Origin of the sequence: Actinokineospora auranticolor (assembly GCF_041897805.1) — a bacterium.
Classification (GTDB): Bacteria; Actinomycetota; Actinomycetes; order Mycobacteriales; family Pseudonocardiaceae; genus Actinokineospora; species Actinokineospora auranticolor.
Map to the genome: position 1 here is coordinate 4,408,964 of NZ_CP154825.1, position 18,127 is coordinate 4,427,090.

Sequence of the window (18,127 nt, forward strand, 5' to 3'; positions counted from 1 at the left end):
GCTCTGGCGCAGATGGCGCACGCCCGCGACACCGCAACCGGTTCCCCCACCGCGCCGATCGCCGTGATCGGTCTGGCTTGCAGGCTGCCGGGGGCGGCGGACCCCGAGCGGTTCTGGGACCTGCTGCGCCGCAGTGCCGAAGCGCTGCGCGAAACACCGCCGGGGCGATGGGCCGCGGCGCGCCCCCGGCCGGAGCGGGGTGGGTTCCTCGACCAGGTGGACCGCTTCGACGCCGGGTTCTTCCAGGTCACCCCGCGCGCGGCTGCGGCGATGGACCCGCAGCAGCGCTTGGCGCTCGAACTGGGGTGGGAGGCCGTCGAGGACGCGGCGCTGCCCGCCCCCGCGCTGCGCGGCACCGACACTGCCGTCTACCTCGGGGTGATCGGCTCGGACTACGCGGAGCTGTCCCAGGCCACCGACGCCGGTCCGGACACCACCGCGGGGCTCAGCCGGGGCATGATCGCCAACCGGCTGTCGCACTTCCTCGGCCTGCGCGGCGCGAGCATGACCGTGGATAGCGCGCAGTCCTCCGCGCTGGTGGCCGTGCACCTGGCGGCCACCGCGCTGGCCCGCGGCGAGGCGCGGCTGGCCATCGCGGGCGGGGTGAACCTCACCCTGGGCGAGGGCACCGCAGCGGCGCTGGCCCGGTTCGGCGGGCTCTCCCCGGACGGCCGGAGCCACACCTTCGACGAACGGGCCAACGGCTACGCGCGCGGCGAGGGCGGCGGTCTGGTCGTGCTCAAGCCGTTGGCGGCGGCGCTGGCCGACGGCGACCGGGTCTACTGCGTGATCCGCGGTGGCGCGGTCAACAACGACGGCGCCACGGACGGGCTGACGGTGCCGGACGCGCACGCGCAGGAGCGGGTCATCCGGGCCGCGCACGCCGCTGCGGGTGTCAGCCCGACCGAAGTGTCCTATGTGGAGCTGCACGGCACCGGGACCAGGGTGGGTGACCCGATCGAAGCGGCGGCGCTGGGCGCGGCGTTCTCGGGTGCGCGCCGTGCGCCGCTGGCCGTGGGCTCGGCCAAGACCAACGTGGGCCACCTCGAGGGCGCCGCCGGGGTCGTCGGGCTGATCAAGACCGCGCTGGCCCTGCACCACGGGTGGCTCCCGGCGAGCCTGAACTTCCGCGCACCCCACCCGGACATCCCACTCGACCGGCTCAACCTGCGGGTGGTCACCGAGCCGGGACCGTGGCCGGGGCCCCGGCTCGCCGGGGTCAGCTCGTTCGGCATGGGCGGCACGAACTGCCACCTCGTCCTGGGCGACGCGCCAGCACCCACCCCCACCGCGCCCACCGGGGTGGGCGGACCGGCGGTCGCCGGTCCGGTGCCGCTGCTGGTGTCCGGCCGGGACGCGGCGGCGCTGCGCGCCCAGGCCGGTCGCCTGGCGGGCGCGCTGGACACCGTCGACCTGGGCGACGCCGCGCACACCCTGGCCACCCGCCGTACCGCCTTCCCCCACCGGGCGGCGGTGCTCGCCGACGACCTCGCCCAGGCGCGCGCCGGGCTCGCGGCGCTGGCCGGGGACGGACCCTCGTCGAACCTGGTGCGCGGGCGGGCGTCCACCCACCCGACCGACGTGGTCGCGCTCTTCCCCGGGCAGGGGGCGCAGCGGCCGGGGATGGGCTTGGCGCTGGCCTCCGCCTCCCCCGTGTTCGCCGCCGCGCTGGACGAGGTCGCCCGCCACCTCGATCCCCGGCTGGACCGGCCGCTGCGGGACCTGCTCGCCGCCGGGGACGGCGCGCTCGACCGCACCGAGCACACCCAGCCCGCGCTCTTCGCGGTGGAGGTCGCCCTGTTCCGGCTGGTGGCCGCCCTCGGCCTTCGGCCCGCCCGGCTGGTGGGCCACTCCATCGGCGAGATCGCTGCCGCGCACGTGGCGGGGGTGCTGGACCTGGCCGACGCGGCCGATCTGGTGATCGCGCGCGGCCGGGCGCTGGGCGCGTTGCCCCCGGGTGGGGCGATGCTCGCCGTCGGCGCGGGGGAGGACCGCGTGCGCGCCCTGCTCGACGGGTCGGAGCTGGACATCGCGGCGGTGAACGGGCCCGCGGCCGTCGTCGTGGCGGGCGCCGAGGAGGGGATCGAGCGGCTGGCGGACCGGGCCCGCGCGGCGCGGCTGCGGGTCAAGCGGCTGGCCACCAGCCACGCGTTCCACTCGCGGCTCATGGCTCCCGCGCTGGCCGGGTTCCGCCGGGTGCTCGACGGCCTGACCTTCCGCCCGCCCCGGCTGACCGTGGTATCCACGGTGACCGGCGCCGAGGGCGGGCTGGACTCGCCCGACTACTGGGTCCGGCACATCACCGCGCCCGTGCGCTTCGCCGACGCCGTCGCCGCGGCGTGCGGCCCGGGGACCGTGGGGGTGGAACTGGGGCCGAGCGCGGTGCTCACGCCGCTCGCCCGGGACTCCGCCCCCGACGCGGCGTTCCTGGCCACCCTCCGCGCGGATCGCCCTGAGCCCGACGCGCTGCTCAGCGCCCTGGCGACCGCCTTCACCCGTGGCGTCGAACTCGACTGGTCCGCGATCACCCCTGGCCGACCGGTGAGTCTGCCCACGTACGCCTTCCAACGACGGCGCCACTGGGTCGGTGCCACTCCGTCGCCGCGGACCACCGACACCGGGCCCGGGACGGACAGCGCAGCCGAGGCGCGCCCCGAAGCCCCGACCGAAGGGACCGCCGCGCCCGTGCTGGGCTCCGCCCCGGCCAACGCGCTGCGGAGCGCGCTCGACCTGGTGCTGGCCCAGACCGCGGCGGTCGCCGGTCTCGGCGACCCCGGCGAGGTCGACCGGGACGCCACCTTCCGCGACCTCGGGTTCGACTCGATGGCCTCGGTCGAGCTGCGCGACCGCATCGCGGAGGCGGCAGGCGTCCGGTTGGCCGCGGGTCTGCTGTTCGACCACCCGACCCCGGCCGCGGTCGCCGCGCACGTGCGTGACCTGCTCGACGGCCACGCGCGGGCAGCCCCGGCGCGCACCGCCGCCACGACCGACGAGCCCATCGCCATCGTCGGCATGGCCTGCCACTACCCCGGTGGCGTCCGGTCCAGCGCGGACCTGTGGCGGTTGGTCGCCGCCGGCGCGGACGCCATCGGGCCATTCCCCGAGGACCGGGGCTGGCCCGCGGACACCCCGCTCGGCCCCGACCACGCCCGGGTTGGCGGGTTCCTCGACGGCGTCGACCGGTTCGACGCCGGATTCTTCGGCATCTCACCGCGCGAGGCGTTGGCCATGGACCCGCAGCAGCGCTTGGTCCTCGAAACCGCGTGGCAGAGCCTGGAGCGGGCCGGACTCGACCCGGCCGCGCTGCGCGGCACCGACACCGGTGTGTTCATCGGCGCGTCGGCGAGCGACTACGGGCCAAGGATGCACGAGGGCAACGAGGACGTCGCCGGGCACCTGCTCACCGGTGGCGCCGCCAGCGTGCTCTCCGGACGGGTCGCCTACCACCTCGGCCTGTCCGGCCCCGCGGTCACCGTCGACACCGCCTGCTCGTCGTCGCTGGTGGCCGTGCACCTGGCGGCGCGCTCGCTGCGCCAGGGCGAGACCGGGCTGGCGCTGGCGGGCGGCGTCGCGGTACTGGCCACCCCCGGCATGTTCCTGGAGTTCGCCCGCCAACGCGCGCTGTCCGCCGACGGCCGGTGCAAGGCGTTCTCCGCCGACGCCGACGGCACGGGGTGGGCCGAGGGCGTCGGCGTGCTCGTGCTCGAACGCCTGTCCGACGCGCGCCGCCTTGGCCACCGCGTGCTCGCCGTGGTGCGCGGTTCGGCGGTCAACTCCGACGGCGCGTCCAACGGGCTCACCGCGCCCAGCGGACCCGCCCAGCAGCGGGTGATCCGCGCCGCGCTGGCCGACGCGGGCCTGGCACCGTCCGATGTGGACGTTCTGGAGGCGCACGGCACCGGCACCGCGCTCGGCGACCCCATCGAGGCCGAGGCGCTGCTGGCCACCTACGGCAGCGAGCGCGCGCGTCCGGCCCTGCTGGGCTCGGTGAAGTCCAACATCGGCCACACGCAGGCCGCCGCGGGCGTGGCCGGGGTGATCAAACTGGTGGAGGCAATGCGCCACGGGCTGGTGCCGCGCACCCTGCACGCCGACGAGCCCACCCCGCACGTGGACTGGTCGGCAGGCGCCCTGGAACTCGCCACCGCTCCGCAGCCGTGGCCGGTGACCGGCGCGCCGCGCCGGGCCGCGGTGTCCTCGTTCGGCATCAGCGGCACCAACGCGCACGTGGTGCTCGAGCACGCGCCCGAGCCCGAGCGGACCGAGCCCGGCCCGGTGGACCTGCTGCCGTGGGTGGTGTCCGGCCGCGATGCCGAGGACCTGCGCGCCCAAGCCGCGCACCTGCTGCCCGCCGTGTCCGGTCCCGACGCCCCCACTCCCGCCCGGGTCGCCGCCGCCCTGGGCGCGCGGACCCGGTTCGAGCACCGCGCGGTGCTGCTGGCGGACACGTCGGAGGCGCTGGTCGCCGGACTCACCGCGGTGGCCGCGGGCGAACCGCCCGCGGGTGGGGCGACCGCGACGGGACCGGAACGGGCGGTGACCGCGTTCCTGTTCACCGGCCAAGGCGCGCAACGGCCCGGTATGGGCGCCGCGCTCGCCGCCCGGTTCCCGGTGTTCGCCGAGGTGTTCGCAGAGGTCGCCGCCGCGCTCGACGCGCACCTGCCGCAGCCGCTGCGCGGCGTGCTCGACGACGGGGCGGCCCTGGACCGCACCGAGTACACCCAGCCCGCGCTGTTCGCCTTCGAGGTCGCCCTGTTCCGGCTGCTGGCGCACCACGGCACCCGACCGGACGTGGTGATCGGGCACTCCGTCGGCGAACTGGCCGCGGCGCACGCCGCCGGGGTGCTGTCGCTGCCGGACGCGGCCCGCCTGGTGGTGGCCCGGGGTCGGGCGATGGGCGCCGCGCGGGCGGGCGGGGCGATGGTGGCCATCGGGGCGCCGGAGGAACCGGTGCGCGCGGCACTGGCGGGCTACCCGGGCGAGGTCGACATCGCCGCGGTGAACGGACCGGCCGCGGTCGTCGTCTCCGGGACCGAAGCGGCGGTACTGGCGATCGCCGAGCGGTTCCGCGCCGACGGCCACCGGACCACCCGGTTGCGCGTCAGCCACGCCTTCCACTCCCCCCACATGGACCCGGTGCTGGCCGAGTTCGGCGCCGTCGCCGCCGAGGTGTCCTTCGCGGCGCCGACGATCCCGCTGGTGTCCACCGTGACCGGTGGCCTGGACGCGCCCGTCGACACACCCGAGTACTGGGTTGGACAGGTGCGCGCGACGGTGCGGTTCGCCGACGCGGTGGCCGCGCTGGCCGAGCACGGCGTCGGCGTGGTCGCGGAGGTCGGGCCGGACGCCGCGCTCACGCCGATGGCGGGCCGGGTGCTCGACCCCCGGGTGACCGCGGTTGCCCTGTCTCGGGCCGGGCGCGACGAGGTGGCGACCTTCGTCTCGGGTCTGGCCGCCGCACACGCCGCAGGTGCCCCGCTGGCCGTCCCCTCCTTCACCGGCAACGCCGACGCCGCCGGCCTGCCCGCCCGCGCTTTCCGCGGACCGCGCTTCTGGCTCGCGCCCGCGCGCGCCACCGGTCCCGCTTCGGACACCGCGCACCCGCTGCTGACCAGCGGCACGGACGTGGCGGGGCGGGACGAGGCGGTGTACAGCGGCACGCTGTCGACCCGCGCGCAGCCGTGGCTGGCCGACCACCGCATCGCGGGCGGTGTCCTGCTGCCCGCGACCGCCGTGCTGGACCTGGCGTTGGCCGCGGGCAGGCGGTGCGGGACCCCCGCGGTGGCCGAGGCGGTGCTGGAGGCACCCCTGGTGTTGATCGAGGCGGACACCCGGGTGCAGGTCGTGGTGGCCGGACCGGACGCCTCCGGTGCGCGCCCCTTCACCGTGCACGCCGACAGCGGGTCGGGCTGGACCAGGCACGCGTCCGGTTCGCTGACCGCCGAGCCCGCACCGGGCCCCGGTCTGCCGCTGTGGCCGCCGCGCGGCGCGCGGGAGGTGGCGGTCGACTACGCCGCGCTGGCCGACTCCGGTTACGAGTACGGCCCGGTGTTCCGCGCCGCCGAACGCGCGTGGCGGGTCGGCGACGGCTTTGCCGTGGAGGTCGCTCTGCCCGACGGGACCACGGCTGACGGGTTCGAACTGCACCCCGCGCTGCTCGACGCCGTACTGCACCCCGTGGTCGCCAGCCCGGTCGACGCCGAGCGCATCCGACTGCCGTTCGGTTGGGCACGGGCCGCGCTGTGGGCAACGCGGGCCACGCGGCTGCGCGCGCTGATCACGCCGCTGGGGGACGACCGCTGGCGGCTGGCACTGGCCGACGGGGCGGGAGCACCCGTGGGCACGGCCGAACTGGCGCTGCGCCCGGTGGATCGCGCCGCCCTGCCGCGCTCGGCCGCGACCGGCGGTCCGCACGGCGTCGACTGGGTGCCGCTGCCAACCCCGGAGGCCACCACCCCGGACCAGGACGTCGTTGTCCTGCCCGCCCAGCCGGGCGACGCGCACAACGCGACCACCGCGCTGCTCGCCGCTGTCCGCGCGGAACTCGCGGGCCAGGCGACGATCGTCTGCGCGACCCGGGGCGCGGTGGCGGTGCTCCCGGACGAGGACGTACCCGACCTCGACCACGCGCCCGCCTGGGGCCTGCTGCGCGTGGTCCAGTCCGAGTACCCGGGGCGGGTGGTGCTGGTCGACACCGATGACGAACTCACCGACGACGTGCTCGCCGCGGTGCTGGCCACCGGCGAACCCCAGGTCGCCGTGCGGGAGGGCACGGTGCGCGCGCCGCGGTTCGCCCGGCTGCCGGAGCCGACCGCGCGCCAGGTGTTCCGGCCGGAGGGCACGGTGTTGGTGACCGGCGGGACCGCGGGTCTGGGTGGGCTGCTGGCCCGGCACCTGGCGAGCGCGCACGGTGTGCGGCGGCTGCTGCTGACCAGCCGCCGGGGCCCCGGCACCCCCGGCGTGGACGCGCTCGTCGCCGACCTCGAGGCGCTCGGTGCCCACGTCGTCGTGCGGGCGGTGGACGCCGCCGACCGCGCGGCGATGGCCGCGCTGCTGGCCGAGCACCCGGTAACCGCCGTCGTGCACACGGCGGGGGTGCTGGCCGACGCCACCGTCGACGCGCTCACCGACGAGCAGCTGGCCGCCGCCGCTCGGCCCAAGGTGGACGCGGCGCGGGTGCTGCACGAGCTGACCGATGAGCTGGACGCGTTCGTCCTGTTCTCCTCGATCTCGGGACTGCTGGGCACCGCGGGGCAAGCCGCCTACGCCGCCGCCAACACCTACCTCGACGCGCTCGCCGCGCACCGCCGCGCGGCGGGCCTGCCCGCGACCTCGTTGGCCTGGGGCCTGTGGGACGGCTCGGCAGGTGGGATGGGCGCGGGACTAGGCGCCGCCGACCTCGCCCGGTGGACCCGCGCGGGTGTGCCGCCGCTGAGCCCGGGACAAGGCCTCGACCTATTCGACCGGGCACTGGTCGCCGACCGCGCTCTGGTGGTGCCCGCCGAGTTGGTCCCGGCCCGCGTCGACGCCGCCGACCCACCCGCGCTGTGGCGGGGGTTGGTGCGGCCGACCCGGCGCGCGGCCGCGGTCCGCGGCCCGGTCGACTGGGTCGGCGGACTGGCCGCGCTGCCACCGGACGAGCGGCTCGGCGTCGCGCTGGACCTCGTCGTCGGGCTGACCGCCGAGGTGTTGGGCCACGACACGAGCGCGGCCGTCGACCCGAGTCGCGCGTTCAAGGCGCTCGGCTTCGACTCGCTGGCGGGGTTGGAGCTGCGCAACCGGCTGGCGGCGGCCACCGGCACGGCGCCCGCGCCCACCCTGGTGTTCGACCACCCGACCCCCGCCGCGGTCGCCGCGCACCTGCTCGCGGGGCTCGGCGAGCAGGTGCGCCCCCGGGTCGCGCGGGTCGCACGGGTTGAGGACGACCCGGTCGTCATCGTCGGCATGGCCTGCCGCTACCCCGGCGGAGTCCGCTCACCGGAAGACCTCTGGCAACTCGTGGCCAACGGCACCGACGCCATCACCGACTTCCCCGGCAACCGGGGCTGGGACCTCGACGCCCTCTACCACCCGGATGCCGAGCACATGGGCACCTCCTACACCCGTTCCGGCGGGTTCCTGCACGACGCGGACCTGTTCGACGCGAGCTTCTTCGAGATGTCGCCGCGCGAAGCGACCGCGACCGACCCCCAGCAGCGACTGCTGCTGGAAACCGCCTGGGAAGCCTTCGAACACGCGGGCATCGACCCGGGAACGCTGCGCGGCGGCAACACGGGCGTGTTCGTCGGCGCGATGTACGACGATTACGCCTCCCGGCTGCCGAAGGCGCCGCGCGACTACGAGGGTTTCCTGTTGGCGGGCAACACCTCCAGCGTCATCTCCGGGCGGATCGCCTACAACTACGGCTTCGAGGGTCCCGCGGTCACCGTGGACACCGCCTGCTCGTCGTCATTGGTGGCGCTGCACCTCGGCGCGCGGGCGCTGCGTTCCGGCGAATCTGACCTGGTGCTCGTCGGGGGTGCGACGGTCATGGCGGGCCCGTCGACGTTCATCGAGTTCTCCCGCCAGCGCGGGCTGTCGGCGGACGGGCGGTGCAAGTCCTTCGCCGACGCCGCCGACGGCACGGGGTGGAGCGAGGGTGTCGGACTACTGCTGCTGGAACGGCTCTCCGACGCCCGGCGCCTGGGGCACCAGGTGTTCGCCGTCGTGCGGGGCTCGGCGGTCAACTCCGACGGCGCGTCCAACGGGCTCACCGCGCCCAGCGGACCCGCCCAGGAACGGGTGATCCTCGGTGCGCTGGCCGACGCGAACCTAGAACCGTCCGATGTGGATGCGGTGGAGGCGCACGGCACGGGCACCCGGCTCGGCGACCCGATCGAGGCGCGGGCGCTGCTGGGGACCTACGGCCGCGATCGGGAGCGGCCGCTGTGGCTGGGCTCGCTCAAGTCCAACATCGGGCACGCCCAAGCCGCCGCCGGGGTCGGCGGGATCATCAAGGTGGTGCAGGCCATGCGGCACGGCGAACTGCCGCGCACCCTGCACGTCGACCAGCCGTCGCGGCACGTGGAGTGGACCGCGGGCGCGGTGTCGCTGCTGACCGAGGCGCACCCGTGGCCCGCGGGCGAGCGCGCGCGCCGGGCCGGGGTCTCCTCCTTCGGCATCAGCGGCACCAACGCGCACGTGATCATCGAGGAGGCGCCGGAACCGGAGCCCTCGCCGGACCCCACCCCACCACCCGCCGCGCTGAGTTGGGTGCTCTCCGCCCGCGACGAGACGGCGCTGCGCGCCAGGGCGACCCGGCTGCGCGAGCACCTCACCGCGCACCCGCTCGACCCGGTGGACGTCGCCCACTCGCTGGTGGCGGGTCGGGCACTGCTGCCGACCCGCGGCGCGGTCGTCGGCACGACGACCGAACGGCTGCTGGCGGGCCTGGACGCGCTCGGCGCCGGAGGCCAGGACCCCGCGGTGCTGCGCGGCGTCGGCGAGCCGGGCAAGCTGGCCCTGCTGTTCACCGGCCAGGGCGGCCAGCGACTGGGCATGGGCCGCGAGCTGCACGCCACCGACGAGGTCTTCCGGTCCGCAGTGGACGAGATCGGTGCACACGTCGACGGCCTGCTCGAGCGCCCGCTGACCGCGGTGCTGTTCGCCGAGCCCGACTCCGCGGACGCCGCCCTGCTCGACCAGACCGCGTTCGCCCAGGTCGCGCTGTTCGCCGTGGAGACCGCGCTGCACCGGGTGCTGGCGGAACGCGGGGTGCGGCCGGACTACCTGCTCGGGCACTCGATCGGCGAGGTCACCGCCGCGCACGCGGCCGGGGTGTTCGACCTGGCCGACGCCTGCGCGCTGGTCGCGGCCAGGGGCCGGTTGATGCAGTCGGCCCGCGACGACGGCGCGATGGTGGCGGTGGAGGCCGCGGAGGACGAGGTGCTCGCGGCGCTGCCCCACGGTGACGCGGTCGACATCGCCGCGGTCAACGGGCCACGCGCCACGGTCGTCTCCGGCGACGCGGACGCGGTGGCGGCCGTCGCCGCGCACTGGGCGGGCCTCGGCAGGCGGACGACCCGGCTGCGGGTCAGCCACGCGTTCCACTCCGCCCACATGCGGCCGGTGCTGGCGGAGTTCGAGTCGGTCGTGGCCGGGCTGACGGCGCACGCGCCGACCACCCCGGTCGTGTCCAACGTGACGGGCGGCCTGGCCACCGCGGCCGACCTGCGCTCGCCGGGTTACTGGGCCCGGCACGTGCGCTCGACCGTGCGCTTCCACGACGGCCTGCGCACCCTGGCCGAGCTGGGCGTCACCCGCTACGTCGAGGCGGGTCCCGGCGGGACGCTGGCCGCGCTCGCCGAGGAGCACGGCATCGCCGCGGGAGCGGCCGGTCTGGCCGTGCCGCTGCTGCACCGGTCGCGCCCGGAACCGCTGTCCGTGGTCACCGCGCTGACCCGGCTGCACCTGCACGGCGCGGCGCCGGACTGGTCCGGCGCGCACGCCGGGGCGCGCCTGCGGCCGCTGCCCACCTACCCGTTCCGGTCCGAGCGCCACTGGCTGCGGGCCGACCCGGGCGCCCACGACGCCGCGGGGCTCGGTCTGACCGGTACCGGCCACCCGCTGCTGGGCGCGGTCGTCGAGCGCCCGGACGGCGCGCTCGTGCTGACCGGCCGGATCGGCGGGACGGAGCACGCCTGGGTCGCGGACCACGTCATCGGGGGGCGCACCCTGCTCCCCGGCACCGCGCTCGTGGAGGCGGTGCTGCGGGCGGGGGCGGTGGTCGGCTTGGACCAGATCGACGAGTTGGTGCTGGAGTCCCCGCTCGAACTCGTCGGCGCGGTCCGGTTGCAGGTAGGGGTGCGCCCGGGAACGGGCGCACGGGAGTTCGAGGTACACGCGGCGGGTGCCGAAGGCGGGTGGACGCGGCACGCGACCGGATCGCTCGTCGCGGGCGACGGCGCGGGCGAGCGGCTGCCGGTGTGGCCGCCGCCCGGTGCCGAACCGGTCGACCTGGCCGGGGCCTACGAGGCGTTGGCCGACCGCGGCCACGGCTATGGTCCGGCGCTGCGCGGGCTCTCCGCCATGTGGCGGCGCGGTGACGAACTGTTCGCCGAGGTCGGTCCGGTCGCCCCGAACGGTTTCGCGATCCACCCGGCGCTGCTCGACGCCGCACTGCACCCGTTGGTCGTGGCGAGTGATCCGGGGAACGACCCGCTGGTGCCCTTCGCCTGGAGCGGGGTCCGCCTGCACCGGAGCGGGGCGGACGCGCTGCGGGTCCACCTGTCCCGGACCGGACCCGATATCTCCTCGATCACCGTGACGGACGGCGCGGGCACCCCGGTGTTCACCGCGCGCGAGGTGGCGCTGCGACCGGCCGCGGCCGCCCCGGTTCCGGTGTACCGGCTGGACTGGGTGCCCGTCGACGCGCCGGGTACCGCGGCGCCGACGCCGGTCGAGGTCGTGCGCCTGACGCCCGGGTCGGCGCGCGAGGCGGCACACCAAGCGCTCGCCGTCGCCCAGCGCGTCCTCGCCGAAGAGGACACCCACGTGGTGGTGGTGACTTCCGGCGCGGTCGCCGCGGGCACCACCCCGGTCCGGGACCCGGCGGCCGCCGCTGCGTGGGGTCTGCTGCGCACCGCCCAGCAGGAGGCGCCCGGCCGGATCACCCTGGTCGACCTGCCCGGCGGCGCGGACGACCCGGCGCCCGCCCTGGCGGTGGGCGAGCCCCAGGCCGCGATCCGCGACGGCCGGGTATTCGTCCCACGGCTGGTCCGCGCGCGCACCACCGCGCAACCCGGTGGGCCGCTCCCGGTCACGGGAGCCGGTGCCAGCACGCTCGGCGCGGATGACCCGGTACTGGTGACCGGCGCGACCGGCGCGCTGGGCGCGCTGATCGCCCGCCATCTGGTCGGTGCGCACGGCGCGCGTCGGGTGGTGCTGGTCAGCAGGCGCGGCCGAGCGGCTCCCGGCGCGGTGGAACTGGCCGCGGACCTGGCGCGGGCGGGCGCGGAGGTCACCGTCGCCGCGTGCGACACCGCGGACCGTGACGCCGTGGCCGCGCTGCTCGCCGGGTTGGGCCGCGCCCCGGCACTGGTGGTCCACGCGGCAGGCGTGCTCGACGACGCCACCATCACGGGGCTCACCCCGGACCGGCTCGACGCCGTCCTGCGCCCCAAGGTCGACGCCGCACTGGTCCTGCGCGATTTGCTGACGCCGGCGACGCGGCTGGTGCTGTTCTCCTCGGTGACCGGTGTGCTCGGCACACCTGGCCAGGGCAACTACGCGGCGGCCAACGCCTTCCTCGATGCCCTGGCCCAGCACGGCGGCCAGGCGGGACCGCGCACCACCTCGCTGGCCTGGGGGCTGTGGGCGGGGCCGGGTATGGCAGGCGCGCTCGCCGACGCCGACCGCGCCCGGCTGGCCCGGCTCGGTGTGGCCCCGCTGCCCCCTGCGGACGGGCTCGCGCTGTTCGACGCCGCGCTGGCGGGCACCGAAGCGGTGGTCATCCCCGCGCGGCTGGCGCTCGCCGAGGTGGACCGGGAGACCGCGCCGCCGGTGCTGCGCGAACTGCTCCGCGAGCGCCCCGGGGGGCGCGCGACCTCAATCCCGGCGCCCACCCCGCCCGCCTTGGCCGAGTTGTCCGGCGCGGAGCTGGAGCGCGCGGTGACCGCGCTGGTCGGTGACGCGGTGGCCGCCGTGCTGGGCCACGACGGCGACGTGGCGGGTGATCGGCCGTTCAACGAGCTGGGCTTCGACTCGCTCACCGCAGTTGAGCTGCGCAACCGGCTGCGGGCGGCGACCGGTTTGCCCATCGCGACCACCGCGGTGTTCGACCACCCCACGCCGAAGGCGTTGGCAGGCGCGCTGGTCGACCGGCTGGTGGGCGCGAGCGCGCCGGACCGGAGCGTCCCGGTGCGCCTGCCGAGCGAGACCGAGGACGACCCTGTGGTCATCGTCGGCATGGCCTGCCGCTACCCCGGCGGAGTCCGCTCACCGGAAGACCTCTGGCAACTCGTCGCCAACGAAACCGACGCCATCACCGACTTCCCCACCAACCGGGGCTGGGACCTCGACGCCCTCTACCACCCGGACCCGGACCACCCCGGCACCGTCTACGTGACCCGGGGCGGATTCCTGCACGACGCCGACCTGTTCGACGCCGAGTTCTTCCGGATGAGCCCGCGCGAGGCGATGGCGACCGACCCCCAGCAGCGACTGCTGCTGGAAACCGCCTGGGAAGCCTTCGAACACGCGGGCATCGACCCGGGAACGCTGCGCGGCAGCGCGACCGGGGTGTTCGCCGGGTCCATGTACGACGACTACGGCGCCCGCTTGCACCAGGCCCCGACCGCGCCGGAGGGCTATGAGGGCTACCTCGTCACCGGCAGCGCGGGCAGCGTGCTGTCGGGTCGGGTCGCCTACACGTTCGGACTCGAAGGCCCGGCGATGACCGTGGACACCGCGTGTTCGTCGTCACTGGTCGCCCTCCACCTGGCGGCGAACGCGCTCCGCCGCGGAGAGTGCGACCTGGCGCTGGCGGGCGGAGTCACGGTGATGGCGACCCCGGCCACCTTCGTCGAGTTCTCCCGCCAGCGCGGGCTGGCCCGCGACGGCCGCTGCAAGGCCTTCGGCGCGGGCGCCGACGGCACCGGCTGGGGCGAGGGCGCCGGACTGGTCGTGTTGCAGCGGCTCTCCGCCGCCCGCCGCGACGGCCACCGCGTGCTGGCCGTGGTGCGCGGCTCGGCGATCACCTCGGACGGCGCGTCCAACGGGCTCACCGCCCCGCACGGGCCCGCGCAACGGCGGGCGATCCGCGCCGCGCTCGCCGACGCCGGGCTCCGACCGTCCGATGTGGACGTCGTGGAGGCGCACGGCACGGGCACCGCACTGGGCGACCCCATCGAGGCCAGGGCACTGCTGGAGACCTACGGGCAGGACCGGGACCGGCCGGTGTGGCTGGGCTCGCTCAAGTCCAACATCGGGCACACCCAGGCCGCCGCCGGGGTCGGCGGCGTGATCAAGCTCGTGCAGGCCATGCGGCACGGCGTGCTGCCCAGGACGTTGCACGCCGACGACCCGACACCCGAGGTCGACTGGTCCTCGGGTTCGGTGGCGCTGCTGTCCCGAGCGCGGCCGTGGACGGCGGCCGGGCCGCGACGGGCGGCGGTGTCCTCGTTCGGGATCAGCGGCACCAACGCGCACGTCATCCTCGAACAGGCGGAGCCGGAAAGGACCGGGGCGGACGACGGCGGAGCCGACACCGCGGTCGCGTGGCCGCTGTCGGCACACTCCCCCGCCGCCCTGCGCGCCCAGGCCGCCCGGCTGCGGGCCCACCTGCTCGACCGGCCGGGCGTCCGACCGGCCGATGTGGCGCGCGCCCTCGCGGCCCGCTCGGCGCTGGCGCACCGGGCCGTGCTGCCGGTCCGCGCCCTCGACGACGCGCTCCCCCGGCTCGCCGCGCTCGCGGCGGGCACCCCCGCACCCGGCACCGCCGTCGGCGAGGTCTCCCCCGGCCGCCTGGCGCTGCTGTTCGGCGGCCAGGGCGGGCAGCGGGTCGGGATGGCGCGCGAACTGCACGCGGGCGACCCGGTGTTCGCCGCCGCCCTGGACGAGGTGTGCGCGGCGTTCGACCCGCACCTGGACCGCTCGCTGCGCGACCTGTTGCTGACCGGTGCGGACCAAGCCGCGCTCGACCGCACCGAGAACGCCCAGCCCGCGCTGTTCGCGGTGGAGACCGCCTTGCTGCGACTGATCACCGCCCGCGGCCTCGTACCGGACGTGGTGCTGGGCCACTCGATCGGCGGCATCGCCGCCGCGCACGCCGCGGGCGTGTTCGACCTCGCCGACGCGGCGACGCTGGTCGCCGCCCGCGGCGCGCTCATGCAGGCGCTCCCGCCGGGCGGGGCGATGGTCGCGGTGCGCGCGAGCGAGGCGGACCTGGTCGAGCTGATCGGCGACCGGGCGGACGAGGTGTCCGTGGCGGCGGTCAACGCCCCCGGCTCATGCGTGCTGTCCGGGACCGAGGCCGCGGTCACCGCGGTGGCCGCCGCGGTCGCCGAACGCGGCGGGCGGACCAAGCGGCTGGCGGTGAGCCACGCGTTCCACTCCCCCATGGTCGAACCGATGCTCGGACCGTTCCGCGAGGTGCTGGCCGGGTTGTCGTTCGCGGCGCCGTCGCTGCCGGTGGTCTCGGAGGTGACCGGCGCGCTCGCCACCGAGGCCGAGTTGACCGACCCGGAGTACTGGGTGCGGCACGCGCGGGCGGCCGTCCGCTTCGCAGACGGGCTGCGCGCGCTGGCCGAGCGGGGCGCCACGACGTTCCTGGAAGTCGGGCCCGCGGGCACGCTCACCGCGCCCACCCGGGAAACCCTCGGTCCGGAGCCGCTAGTGGTGCCGCTGCTGCGCGCCGACCGGCCGGAGCAGGAGACCGTGGCCGAGGCGCTGGGCACCGCCTACACCCGGGGCGCCGCGGTGCGGTGGGCTCCGACCGATGGTCCGCTGGAGCGCGACCTGCCCACCTACGCCTTCCAGTCCACGCGTTTCTGGCTGGACCGGCCTGCCGAGGCCAACCGCTCGTCCACCGGGCTCGGCCGGGCCGCGCACCCGCTGCTGGACAGCGTCGTGGACCTCCCGGACGGGCGAGCGGTGTTCAGCGGCCGGGTGACACCGGACTCCCCCGCGTGGCTGGGCGACCACCGCCTCGGCGACACCCCGGTGCTACCCGCGACCGCGCTGCTGGACCTCGCCGCCTGGGTCGGCAGGCGGTTGGGGATCGGGCGCGTCGAGGACTTGGCGCTGCCGCTGCCGCTGGCCGTGGTGGGCGCGACGCGGCTGCGGGTGGTCGTCGAGGAACCGGACGCGCTCGGCGACCGGGCGTTCGCGGTGCACGCCCGCGCCGAGGCCGACGAGACCGAGCCGTGGAGCCGGTGCGCGACCGGCACGCTCACCGCCCGCGCCACGACGGCGCACCCGGCCCCGGTGTGGCCGCCGTCGGCCGCACGGCCGATCGACCTCACCGGCGCCTATGACCTGCTCGCCGACGCGGGCCTCGGCTACGGCCCCGCCTTCCGCGGTCTGACCGCGGCGTGGGAGCGCGACGGCGACCTGTTCGCGGAGGTGGAACTCCCCGCCACCGCCACCGAGTCCCGGGGGTGGGCCGGGCCGCACCCCGCGGTGCTGGACGCGGCGCTGCACGTGCCCGCGCTGCTCGGTGCCCGGGCGTCCCGGACGCGACTGCCCTTCTCCTGGTCCGGCGCCCGGATCTCGGGCACCGCCCGGCGGCTGCGGGTGTCGCTGGTGGACCTCGGCGGTGACGCGCTGCGGCTGACCGCGGTCGACGAGGCCGGGGCCGTGCTGGTGGAGGTCGACTCGGTTGCCCTCCGCGCAGCCGACCCGACAGCCGGTCGCACCCCGCCCCGGCTACGCCTGGACTGGGTCCCCGTCGACGTCCCCCCGGCAGCGGTCGAGGCCACGACCGCGCGGTCACTGCACGCGCCGCCCGCGGTGGGCGACGTGCCCGAGCGGGTCCGACGGGTGACCGAGTGGTTGCTGCCCGAACTGCGGGCGCACGCGGCGAGCGACTCGACCGACACCCTGCTCGTCATCACCGGGGGCGCCGTCGACACCGAGGATCCGGACATCGCGGGCGCGGCGCTGTGGGGCATGGTGCGCACGGCCCAGACCGAGCACCCTGGGCGCTTCGCCCTGCTCGACATAGAGCCGGGCACCGAACTGACCGACGCGGACCGGCCCGGGATCGCGGCGCTGCTCGCCGCGGGCGAGGACCAGCTGGCGCTGCGCGGCGGCAGCCCGCGGGTCCCACGGCTCGCCCGGTCGGACGACGCGACCGCGACCGCCGACCTCTCGGGCGGGACAGTGCTGATCACCGGCGGCACCGGAGGGCTCGCCGCGCCGCTGGCCCGGCACCTGGTCGCCCGGCACGGGGTCCGCGACCTGCTGCTGGCGGGCCGTCGCGGACCCCGGGCGGCCGGAGTGGCCGAACTGGTCGCCGAGCTGGCGGCGGCGGGCGCCACCGCCCGCGTGGTCACCTGTGACGTGGCCGACCGCGACGCGGTGCGCGCGCTGGTCGACGCCGTACCGGAGGACAAACCGCTGCGGGCGGTGGTGCACGCGGCCGGTGTCGTGGCCGACGCGCCGCTGCACGCCCAGCGGGAACCCGATCTGCGGCGGGTGCTGGCCCCCAAGGTGGACGCCGCGTGGCACCTGCACGAGGCGACCGCAGACCTCGATCTCGCCGCGTTCGTGCTGTTCTCCTCGATCGCGGGGGTGGTCGGCAACGCGGGACAGGCGAACTACGCCGCGGCCAACGCCGCGCTGGACGCCGTCGCCGCGCACCGGGCCGCGCGCGGACTGCCGTCGACATCGCTGGCCTGGGGCCTCTGGGCGGACGGCATGGGCGCGGACCTCAGCGCGGCCGACCTGGCCCGGCTCCGGCGCGGCGGGATGGCCCCGCTGTCCGTACCGGACGGCCTCGCGCTGTTCGACGCCGCGCTGGGCGACCCCCGACCGCACGCGGTCCCCGCCCGGCTCGACCTGTCGGCGCTGCGGCGACCGGGCACCGCGGTGCCGGTGGTGTTGCGCGGGCTGGTCCGGCAGGCCCCGGCCACCGCGGCCGCGCCCGCCGCGGACCTGGGCTCCAGGGTGGCCGGGCTGTCCGGCCCGGAGGCCGAGCGGGTGGCGCGGGAACTGGTCGACTCGTGCATCGCGCAGGTGCTCGGGCACGAACCAGGCCGGGTGGCGATCGGCCCGGACAAGGGGCTGCTGGACCACGGGTTCGATTCGCTGACCGCGCTCGAACTGCGCAACCGGTTGGGTGCGGCCACCGGCCTGCGGCTGGCGACCACGCTCGTGTTCGACCACCCCACACCCGGCGCGCTGGCCCAGCACTTGGTGGCCGAGTGCGCGCCCGCGTCGACCGCGGTCGACCCGCTCGTCGAGCTGTCGCGGCTGGAGACGGTGCTCACCGTCGTCGAACCGGGATCGGCGCAGGTAGCCGAGATCACCGCTCGGCTGCGGTCCGCGCTACGCCGCCTGACCGCGGTCGAACAGGCACCCGCTCTCGCCGAGACCGACGACGAGCTGTTCCAGCTGATCGACAGCGAGCTGGGCACCGACTGAGTAC

General features: G+C 76.7%; 1 protein-coding gene. It reads left to right on the forward strand.

The window, feature by feature from the left end; all coding sequences use genetic code 11:
- Positions 1-12: 12 nt before the first annotated feature.
- On the forward strand, positions 13-18,123 hold the full coding sequence (locus V5P93_RS19520; protein ID WP_104480638.1) for a type I polyketide synthase: 18,111 nt from the start codon (positions 13-15) through the stop codon (positions 18,121-18,123).
- Positions 18,124-18,127 lie beyond the last annotated feature (4 nt).